The organism is Streptomyces sp. NPDC056231, from assembly GCF_048270745.1.
Classification (GTDB): Bacteria; Actinomycetota; Actinomycetes; order Streptomycetales; family Streptomycetaceae; genus Streptomyces.
Map to the genome: position 1 here is coordinate 1 of NZ_JBLVKW010000164.1, position 5,781 is coordinate 5,781.

The following is a 5,781-nucleotide window of genomic DNA, read 5'->3' on the forward strand; positions in this document are numbered from 1 at the left end:
AACTCCGCGACGCCGGTCCCGTGGTGCGGCAGGCGGACGGCAGCTATCTGGTCGGCACCTATCACGAGATCGCCGCTCTGCTCCACGACCCGCGGATGAGTGCAGATCCACGCTGCCGCACTGCCTCGTCTCCGTCCGCGGAGACGGCGAATCTGCCGTTCCTGCGGCTCAACGACCCCGAGCACCACAGGCTGCGCACCCTGGCCATGCGCCCGTTCGGCCCGCCGCACAGCCCGGGCCGGATCGACACCATGCGCGGCGAGATCGCCCAGCTCACCAAGGAACTGATGGAGGACTTCCAGGCGGGCCGGCAGATCGACATCGTCGACGATTTCGCCTACCCGCTGCCCGTCACCGTGATCTGCCGCCTGCTCGGCGTGCCACGTGAGGACGAGCCGCTGTTCCGGGCTTGGTCCGACGCGCTGGTCACAGCCGCCGACGTGAGGCCGGATGAGGATTCCACCGAGCGGAACCCGGCTGGCAACCAGGCGCGGATCGAGATGGGCCAATACCTGGTGGACCTCGCCGAGCAGCGCCGCGGCCACCCGACCGACGACATGCTCTCCGCCTTCGTCAACGAGCCGGATCCGGCCCTGCGGCTCACCCGCGAGGAACTCGCGGAAACCGCCGTGCTGCTGCTCATCGCGGGACACGAGACCACGGTCAACCTGATCACCAATGGGGTGCTCACCCTGCTGCGCCACCCCGAGCATGTGGACCAGCTGCGTCGCGAACCCGACCTGCTACCGCAAGCGGTGGAGGAACTGCTGCGCTACGAACCCCCAGTCCACATGCGCGAGAGGATCCCCCGCGCCGACATCGACGTCGCGGGGACAACGATCCCCAAAGGCGCGTCCGTCGTACTGGTGCTGGCTTCGGGCAACCGCGACCCCAAGCGGTTCCACGAGCCCGACCGGTTCGACCCTACCCGCCCGGACAACCAGCACTTCGGCTTCGGCAGCGGTATCCACCTGTGCTACGGCGCACCACTCGCCCGCATCGAAGCCGAGGCCGCACTCGGCGCCCTGATCCCCCACCTGGGCACGGCACGCCTGGTCCAGGATCCGCCCCCTTACCGGCAGAACGCCATGCTCCGCGGCCCCCGCCACCTGCCCGTCCAACTATGACTAGGTGTACTGACCCGTGAGGTTAGGGACGCGGCTGGCGGGTGGTTGGCCCTTGAGTGCGGTGTGTCCGCGGTGATGATTGTAGGCGTGGAGCCACTGCGGGTAGGCGTCGCGTCGGTTCGGCCTCGGACCGGTAGGGCCTCGCGTAGGCCCATTCGTCGAGGAGGGTGCGGTTGAAGCGCTCCACCTTGCCGTTGGTCTGAGGCCGGTACGGCCGCGTGCGCTTGTGTGAAATGCCTTGCTGTGCCAGGGAGTTACGCCAGAGGTGCGATTTGTAGCAGGAGCCGTTGTCGGTCAGGACGCGTTCGACGGTGATCCCGGCCTGCGTGAAGAAGGCGTGGGCGCGGGTCCAGAATCCGACGGCGGTCTCCTTCTTCTCGTCGGCGAGGATCTCGCTGTAGGCGAGGCGGGAGTGGTCGTCGACGGCGTTGTGGAGGTAGCTGTAGCCGACTCCGGAGCGGGTCTTGCGGCCCGCCTGGCGTCCGAGGGTCTTGTGTCCGCCGCCGTCGGGTATGTTGCCGAGCTTCTTGATGTCGACGTGCACCAGCTCGCCCGGGCGGTCGCGCTCGTAGCGGCGGATCACCCGGCCGGTGGCACGGTCCAGGTGCGTGAGCCGGGCCAGGCGGTAGCGGGTCAGGACGCGGTGGACCGTGGCCGGGTTCAGGTCCAGGAGGTAGGCGATGCGGGCCGGTCCCCAGCGGCGTAGGACGCGGACCTTGATGATCCTGCGTTCGGTGCGGGTCGGGGTCCGGCGCGGGCTGCGGTGTGGGCGGCTGGGGCGGTCGGCCATGCCTGCCTCGCCGAGTTCGCGGTAGCGGCCGGCCCATCGCTGAGCCGTCGTGGGTGAGACCTGGAAGCGTTCGGCGGCCCGGCGCAGGGTCCAGCCGTCCTCGACGACGCAGCGGGCCAGGCGCAGGCGCCCGGTCTCGGTCAGGGGTGCATTACGGTGGGACACGAGGGCCTTTCGGTCGGTGTAGACGTCGCAATCCACACCGAACTCGAAAGGCCCTCACCCGTTCAAGATCCCTCAGCCGAGATCTGGCTCACCTGTCCACAACCTCCCGGGACAGAACAACTAGGGCGTGTGTCGAAAGTCCCGCCTGCCGGGCGTCGTCTGGCCCGCACGTTGTCGGGCCGTAGCCCGCCGCATCCTCGCAGACTCCGCGGCGATCGCGGAACGCACGATTCCCTTGACGAAGGACGGCGCAGGGCGGTGCGCATCCCCTATTCGCCGGACTGCTCGACGTCGCGGCCAATGCGTGCCATCGGCTGTCGGAGCCGCCCGTACACGGCTGGCACATCGACGTAGCCCTGGATCCTTCCGCGGCAGTACCCACTGCCGAGACAGCGCTGCCGTGGAAGCGGATCGACCTCATTGCCGGACAGTTCAGCCACGCCGCACCAGGGACCGACTCGCACCACGACGGATCCGGATCGAGCTCACCGACACCGGCCGGACGCAGTTCCTCGACATCGACGACGAAGTGCACATCTACCCCGTGGAGCCCGCTGACCCCACTGGCTCCAACCGGCCCAGCCGAGGCAGTCCAGCGTCTGATCTACGGCCGCAACCATTCCCAGGACCCACTGACCACGGACGGCCCAGTCATCGGCGACGAGTTGCGCACCCTCTTCCCAGGCTTTTGAGTCGTGATCGCGGCAGCTCCTCCCCCTGATACCGCTCCTGCCCCGAACCGCGTCCCCCGGCCAGGGCGACGACGTGCATCAAGCAATCCCATGAACGAATGAGCGATCAGCCCGATCATGATAGGAAAAAACATGAGCAAAGCACATGAACCCCAGGGAAACGGCACCTATGACGTGATCGTGCTCGGCGCCGGTCCGGTCGGCCAGAACATCGCCGACCGCGCCCGTGCGGGCGGCCTCAGTGTGGCCGTGGTAGAGCGGGAGCTCGTCGGCGGGGAATGCTCCTACTGGGCCTGCGTGCCCAGTAAGGCGCTGCTGAGGCCGGTCATCGCCATCGCCGACGCCCGCCGCGTGGACGGCGCCCGGCAGGCCGTCACCGGCCGGCTCGACACCGACCGGGTCTTCGCCCGCCGCAATCGCTACGTCACCGACTGGGACGACAGCGGACAGGCTCGGTGGGTGAAGTCCATCGGCGCCGACCTGTTCCGTGGCCACGGCCGGATCGACGGTGCCCGCCGCGTCACCGTCACCCGCGACGACGGCACGCGCCAGACCCTCACGGCCCGACACGCGGTGGCCATCGCCACCGGCAGCCGACCTGTGCTGCCCGACATCCCGGGTATCGGACAGGTCCGGCCCTGGACCAACCGGCACGGCACCGACTCCAGCACCGTGCCCGCACGGCTCGCCGTCGTCGGCGGTGGCGGGGTCGGGGTGGAAATGGCCACCCTCTGGCAGGGCCTGGGCTCACAGGTCACCCTGCTCGTCCGCCGCGCTCTGCTGCCCCGCATGGAACCCTTCGTGGGCGAGTTGCTCGAACGCAGTCTCACCGAGGTGGGCGTTGACGTGCGGATCGGCGTGCAGGTGACCGCCCTGCGCCGCCCGGACCCCACGGGACCGGTCACCCTCACCCTCGACGACGACAGCGAACTCGAGGCCTACGAGATCATGTTCGCCACCGGCCGAGCCCCCCATACCGACGACATCGGCCTCGACATGGTCGGTCTCGCCCCCGGCTCCTGGCTGGACGTGGACACCACCTGCCTGGTCGATGGGGTCGAAGGCGAATGGCTGTATGCACTGGGTGACGTCAACCACCGTGCGCTCCTCACTCACCAGGGCAAGTACCAGGCCCGGACCGCGGGCGACGCCATCGCCGCCCGCGCTGCCGGCCGTCCGCTGGACGACGCCCTCTGGGGCGACCACGCCACCACCGCGGACCAGCACGCCGTACCCCAGGTCTTCTTCACCGACCCAGAAGCGGCCGCCGTGGGCCTGAACGCCGAGCAGGCGGCCCGCGCCGGCTACCGCATCAAGACCGTCGATGTCGACTTCAGCGCCGTCCAGGGCGCCAACCTCTACGCCGACGGCTACCAGGGCCACGCCCGGATGGTCGTCGACCTCGACCGGGACGTCCTGCTCGGGGTCACCTTCGTCGGCCCCGGCGTCAGCGAACTCCTGCACTCGGCAACCGTGGCAGTCGCAGGGGAAGTCCCGCTCAAGCGGCTGAGGCACGCGGTCGCCTGCTTCCCGACGGTCAGCGAGATCTGGCACTTCCTCCTCGCCGCCTACCGGCGTGACTGAGCCATGTCGCGAAAACACGTCTGCTGAACAGCACAATGATACGAATGGGATTCCGGAACGCCGACCGGACCAGCACCACTCGCACCCGGGCGCAATGTGAACACACAGACGCTGACTGACGGCCTCTCCGCCCGACCCCTCGGCGACACCACCGGCAAGGACCGGAAGCCGCCAAGCTCAGAGGGCGATCAGCCCTGCTGCCGTCCCCTTGAAACCACAGACATCGACGTAGAACGATCGCAAGTGTTCTTCGAAGTCGACGTGCAGCCACTCGCATTTGGCAGCACGAGCTCCTTCAGCAGCCCCTGCAACCAGCGCAGCGCCAATCCCCTTCGACCGGCTGCGCTGAGCCACGACCGTGTCCAAGATGAAGGCATGAACACCGCCGTCCCAGACGACGTTGACAAAACCGATCAGGCAGTCGTCCTCCCACGCGCAGACCCAGCCAAGGCTGTGACGTTGCAGTCTTGCGCGCCAATCAGTCTGCCCGGGCGGGTGATCAAACCCTTCAGCATGCAACTCATTGAGGGCTGAGTTCTCGAAGTCACCTCGCCACTCATACGCGATCGTCATGGCGGGAACATAGTGGCTGTCCCAGCCGCATGCCCAGACGGGTCAGACGCAGGAAGTATTCGCGCTCGGTTTCGTCCAGCTGCAGGGCGCGGGCCACGGCGTCCATGCCGTCGTCGTAGACGTTGCGATTGCGACCCTGCTACAGGCGCGTGCATAACGCACGCTGCCCCGGCAAGGCGGGCCAGTCTCTCCTGCCGCAGCCCCGACACCTGGCGAGCGCTGACGAGTTGCTCGTTGGCGTGGGCTGACCGCAGTCCCGAGCCCATACGCCTGCCCGGTGCTCTTCGAAGAGGCCGTCGTGCTGATCACCCGCTGGGTCAGCAGGGCCGGCGGGTCCTCTCGCCGATGATGCGATGGAGCGGGCCGCACGGGCGTGGTGACCGTTGGTGAATGCTCGACCGCCGACGGCAACCCCGAGCGACCCATGCGCGGCGCTTCGACCACGTCGAACTGCGGCGCGGGAAGAACAGCGGCATTCTGGTTGCATGAGTGGTGCGATGATCATCGTGGACACACCGTCCCCCACTGGAGGGCGGATAGTGAGCGTGCACCGGAGCGGCGGGGACGAAGTCCTCGGGCTGGCCCACTCCGATCGCGATCTGGTGGCGTTCCTTGAGGGCGCCGGCCTGTCGGACCCGGAAGAAGTTCTTGACGATCCTCGGTGGGTGGAGTGGCGAGGCAGCCCAGCGCACCGGTGGCCCCCCGCATAGGCACGCCGGGCACACGGAAATAGGCGTTGGCGGGCAGGGCGTCACTGTCAATCCCCTGGAAACGTAGAGGCCTTCCTTACGCGGCTTGGTCCTGCTGATGGTGCTCGGCGCGTGCTTCGCTGATGGTGCGTTCGAACTCG

At 68.2% G+C, this 5,781-nt stretch carries 4 protein-coding genes and 1 pseudogene; 2 read left to right on the forward strand and 3 right to left on the reverse strand.

Annotated elements, in window-relative coordinates:
- On the forward strand, positions 1-1,127 hold a 1,127-nt coding region (locus ACNPQM_RS43530), incomplete at its 5' end, for a cytochrome P450 (protein WP_418088351.1).
- Here ACNPQM_RS43530 and ACNPQM_RS43535 read toward each other — a convergent pair.
- A pseudogene (locus ACNPQM_RS43535) lies at positions 1,128-2,082 on the reverse strand (IS481 family transposase).
- Positions 2,083-2,906: 824 nt separating this feature from the next.
- On the opposite strand from ACNPQM_RS43535, the gene ACNPQM_RS43540 reads away from it, so the two are divergent.
- The gene (locus ACNPQM_RS43540) at positions 2,907-4,358 is read left to right on the forward strand and encodes a dihydrolipoyl dehydrogenase family protein (RefSeq protein ID WP_418088352.1); all 1,452 of its coding nucleotides are present in this window, start codon (positions 2,907-2,909) and stop codon (positions 4,356-4,358) included.
- Between the two features lie 177 nt (positions 4,359-4,535).
- On the opposite strand, the gene ACNPQM_RS43545 is transcribed toward ACNPQM_RS43540, so the two are convergent.
- Entirely contained in the window at positions 4,536-4,931 is a 396-nt protein-coding gene (locus ACNPQM_RS43545) for a GNAT family N-acetyltransferase (protein WP_358862385.1), read from the reverse strand.
- A complete protein-coding gene (locus ACNPQM_RS43550) occupies positions 4,915-5,037 on the reverse strand; it encodes a hypothetical protein (RefSeq protein WP_418088353.1) in 123 nt (40 codons plus the stop codon). The genes ACNPQM_RS43545 and ACNPQM_RS43550 overlap by 17 nt, the downstream gene beginning before the upstream one ends.
- Between the last annotated feature and the right edge of the window lie 744 nt (positions 5,038-5,781).